Source organism: Methanobrevibacter thaueri, from assembly GCF_003111625.1.
Taxonomy (GTDB): Archaea; Methanobacteriota; Methanobacteria; order Methanobacteriales; family Methanobacteriaceae; genus Methanocatella; species Methanocatella thaueri.
Genome location: NZ_MZGS01000001.1, coordinates 1 through 3,936 on the forward strand (window position 1 = coordinate 1; position 3,936 = coordinate 3,936).

Consider the following 3,936-nt stretch of genomic DNA (forward strand, 5'->3'; position numbering starts at 1 on the left):
AATATACAACGAAACAATACAAAACGAACTCATACACCAAGAAAACAAACAAAATACCTAAAAATAATAAAAATTCAAACTAAAAATTTTTAAAAAAAATAATTAATTTTGAGTCGCCCTCTTTTTTAGTTAATGATAATTGATTTTCAGCAACATGGTGTTGATAAAAATTATTGGATATTTTATATGCAATAGTAAATTATTTAAATAAGTTAGTTGTATATTTAATATACATTGGTGTTTATTATGTTAGATGAAATCTTTGGAGATTATCCTCAAATAAAAGTAATAGATTATTTATTGATGAATCCATTTGCTGAATTATCTAAATTACAGATTGCAGTTGGAGCTGAAATTTCTAGAATTACATTAAACAAATTCATTGATGATTTAACAGATAAAGAATTAGTTATTAAAAATACTAACTCAAAATATCATTTAAATTTACAATCTCCAATTGTAGTAAAATTAAACAGGCTTTTAGATGAGTTAAATAAACTGGCAATTGAAGAAGCAATTAATCATGCAGATGAATCCTATGATACGGTAAGTGATGATGAATTTGATGAAATTTTTGATGAAAACAGTCCTGATGTAGATTTGATTCAATTAGAAAATGAAATTCTAATGAAAGAAGGTTATGGCATTTTTATTGAAGAAATAAATGAAAATTATGTATTGTTGGTGTGATTTGGAGGTTTTCATATGGAGAAGGGTAATATTCCAATTAATAAAAACATGGTGATTGTTCCTGATTCAGAAATTATTTATGCATCATCAGTTGGTGTTGGTGCTGATAATGAGGAAGTTAGGTTAATCTTATTCAATAAACGCTTAATATCAGATGGGGAAAACATCGAGATTATAAATGAATCAGACACCCAAATAATATTAAATAAAGCCACTGCATCCAAATTAAAAGAATTATTGGATGAGCACTTAAAAGATTGAAGATATTTTAGGTGGTTATTGTGGAATCAGATCAAATAAGAGTAGACATTCTATATTTCTTATTTAGAAATAATTATTGGCAAAACAGGCACACTCCAAAATCCAATATTTGTAATAAATTATCTCAACACCCGTGTAAAAAAATCAATAAGGAATTGGGGCAATTATACAAAGATGAATTGATTAGATACAAGAATACAAATCATGGTAAGGATATTTTTCTAAACATTCATAAAAAATCACAAATTGAGAGTGAGATAAAAGGCAAACTAGACCAACTGTATAATTGGAAATGAACAATTTTTTAAAAAGTTAATTAAAATTTTAAGGTTTAATTAAAATGAATAGGCATGGTAAATTATGGGGTATTAAGTGGGTTATAATTGGTGGAATTTAAATTAAGATTATTAGGTGATAATTATGTATTTTGGAAAGAAGTTTAAAATTGTTTTTAGAAATTTAGATGAGGTAAGTGTTGATTGTATAAATAATATTAAAGGTATAATCATTGAAAGAAGAGATATTGGGTATGGAAATGTTTGCGGGATTTCTGGAGGCAATCAGAGGATTACTAAAATTGATGAGGTAATTAACTTAGATAAAGGATTTCAATTTGTATTAAATTCTGATTCTGAAAATCATTTATATGAATTAGTGGATTTGATAAAAAATAGTTTCATTGAGTTAAACTTCAAATATTATTTGGAAGAAATGATTCCTGGTGCAGAATTATCTGTTGAAAATAGGATGGGAATTCATGAATCATTATTTAATGAAATTGTTACTAAAAAAAGAGATTTGGGATTCGCTATTGTTGGTTCTTCAATATTTCATTTAGTTGGAGGATCTAATCGTAATGAGTATATTGCTGTGGCAACTATTAGATTTAGATGTGAGTTAAAGGATGTTAATGTAATATTAAATGAGATAATATCTGATTTTACTGATAACGGTTTCGGGATTAATGTTGAATTTGTATGAGGAATTACTTCTAAAATAATGAAATCAATGTAGAAATTACCAAGGTCAAAATTTATAATATGGAGGATGGTTATGTTTAAAAAAAGAATTAAAGCATTAATTGAATTAATGAATGAAAAAAATGTAACTTGGATAAAAGCTAGTGAATTAAAATGTCCTGAAGACAAGTATGATGATGAATTTTTTGAGGAAATTAAAATGATGAAACCTATCGGATATTTGAATATTAAAAATTATTCTCATACTCATGATTTAGATATATCATTAACATCTAAGGGCGCATTTTTTGGAAAAGAGTACATTGATGATTATGAAAAAATTTTTAATGATACAGTTTCTTTAATTGGGTCTGAAAATTCTTCTTTTAATGATGTTGCATCAATATCAAGAAATTTGAAGGTTCCGTATGCATTTGTTGGCGCTGTTTTTGAAGATTTGGCCAATCAAAATTTAGTTGATATAACAGATGGTGCTAGTGGAATACGTATTACTAAATTCACTGAACGGGGTGTAGATTATTTTTCTAATTTAAAATAGGAAAATTCATTGATTATTGTATTTTAAGAGTGTTGTATATTTATATTAATTTTTTAGGAAATTATATATTTAAAGAATTATAATTAATAATTATTTATTTAACATATTTTTCCGATATTATGGGTGATATATATGACATCTGAAATATTAATTTTAACTCCAAGTGCTGTGGCATTAGCAGCTGATAGTGCTGTTACTATTGGGAATAGAAAAACCTATAATGGTGTGAATAAATTATTCATGTTATCTAATGATCCTCCTATGGGGATAATGACATATAATCTTTCAAATTTTTCTAATATTCCTTTAGAAACAATTATTAAAGAATTTAGGGCTGAAATAAAAAAAGAGGATTTAACTACAGTTATAGAATTTAGGGATAAATTTATAGAATTTTTAGATGAGTTAGTTAAAAATGAATTATATGTTTGTTCTTTTGAAGATAGAGTAATGGAGTTTATAGCTCCTTTGGATTTGAATCCAATACCTGTTGATGAAGTAACTTTTGTGAATATTATTAGAAATATTCCTAATGATTGGGATTATGATATTTTTGGGGAAGATGCTGAATTAATTATTGAAAATTTAAATCAGAATAATGAAAAATTTATTAATGCTATTCCAAATTACGATAACTTTGATAATCAGGATGAAATTTTGGAGTTATTTAAAAAATTTTTTGTGTATAAAGAGTTCTTAGAACCATTTACTGGAATTGTTATTGCAGGATTTAATAAAAATAGATTATTCCCTTCATATGTTGAATTCAATATAAATTATTTATTTGATGATAAATTCACTTTTAATGAAATTAATGATATGGATATTAGTGGGGATCAAGTTCATGTAAGGCCTCTTGCACAAGGTGATGTTATTGATACCTTTTTGGGAAATATGGATGGGAATACTAGATTTAAATTAATTAATTATGTTGAAAACATATATGGTAATTATACTATTAATCTTATTGATGCAATCAATAACAACCCTAACCTTAATGATGATGAAAAACAAAAATTTATAAATGAAATTTCAAAAATTGAAGTGGCTAATGATTCATTAAATAGTTCTTTCGTAGATTTCTTAGATCAATTAAAACAAGACCATGTGGATCCTATTTTGGCATCCATTTCAGCATTGCCGAAAGATGAATTAAGTAATTTGGCGGAATCTTTAATTAAAATTACTTCTATAAAAAGAAAAGTTCAATCAGATTTAGAAACTGTTGGCGGTCCTATTGATGTTGCGATTATAACTCGTGGGGATGGTTTTATTTGGACTAAACGTAAACATTACTTTGATGGTGATTTAAATCCTCAATTTTTCAAAAGAGAATAATTGACTCTTTCAAAAACTTTGTTGATTTTCAAAATCCTTTTTGCGATTGTCATTCCAAATGAGATCTCTGCGATAGATTCGTTTTAAAACGCCTCGTTTGGTCTTGAATGTTCGTTTTCTTGATTTTGG

General features: G+C 26.3%; 5 protein-coding genes. All 5 read left to right on the top strand.

Features of this window, described 5'->3' with window-relative positions; genetic code table 11:
• The first annotated feature begins 246 nt into the window (after nucleotides 1-246).
• Entirely contained in the window at nucleotides 247-690 is a 444-nt protein-coding gene (locus MBBTH_RS00005) for a hypothetical protein (protein WP_116591001.1), read from the top strand.
• Between the two features lie 15 nt (nucleotides 691-705).
• On the top strand, nucleotides 706-951 hold the full coding sequence (locus MBBTH_RS00010; protein WP_116591002.1) for a hypothetical protein: 246 nt from the start codon (nucleotides 706-708) through the stop codon (nucleotides 949-951).
• A 420-nt stretch (nucleotides 952-1,371) separates the two neighbouring features.
• The gene (locus tag MBBTH_RS00020; RefSeq protein ID WP_116591004.1) at nucleotides 1,372-1,932 is read left to right on the top strand and encodes a hypothetical protein; all 561 of its coding nucleotides are present in this window, start codon (nucleotides 1,372-1,374) and stop codon (nucleotides 1,930-1,932) included.
• 72 nt (nucleotides 1,933-2,004) lie between these two features.
• Nucleotides 2,005-2,469: a hypothetical protein gene (locus MBBTH_RS00025; protein WP_116591005.1), complete on the top strand. Its 465-nt coding sequence runs from the start codon at nucleotides 2,005-2,007 to the stop codon at nucleotides 2,467-2,469.
• A 132-nt stretch (nucleotides 2,470-2,601) separates the two neighbouring features.
• On the top strand, nucleotides 2,602-3,807 hold the full coding sequence (locus MBBTH_RS00030; protein ID WP_116591006.1) for a hypothetical protein: 1,206 nt from the start codon (nucleotides 2,602-2,604) through the stop codon (nucleotides 3,805-3,807).
• Nucleotides 3,808-3,936 lie beyond the last annotated feature (129 nt).

Excerpts from the sequence above, each read along its gene's own strand:
- MBBTH_RS00005 (WP_116591001.1), top strand. The coding sequence starts at position 247 with ATGTTAGATGAAATCTTTGGAGATTATCCTCAAATAAAAGTAATAGAT.
- MBBTH_RS00010 (WP_116591002.1), top strand. The coding sequence starts at position 706 with ATGGAGAAGGGTAATATTCCAATTAATAAAAACATGGTGATTGTTCCT.
- MBBTH_RS00020 (WP_116591004.1), top strand. The coding sequence starts at position 1,372 with ATGTATTTTGGAAAGAAGTTTAAAATTGTTTTTAGAAATTTAGATGAG.
- MBBTH_RS00025 (WP_116591005.1), top strand. The coding sequence starts at position 2,005 with ATGTTTAAAAAAAGAATTAAAGCATTAATTGAATTAATGAATGAAAAA.
- MBBTH_RS00030 (WP_116591006.1), top strand. The coding sequence starts at position 2,602 with ATGACATCTGAAATATTAATTTTAACTCCAAGTGCTGTGGCATTAGCA.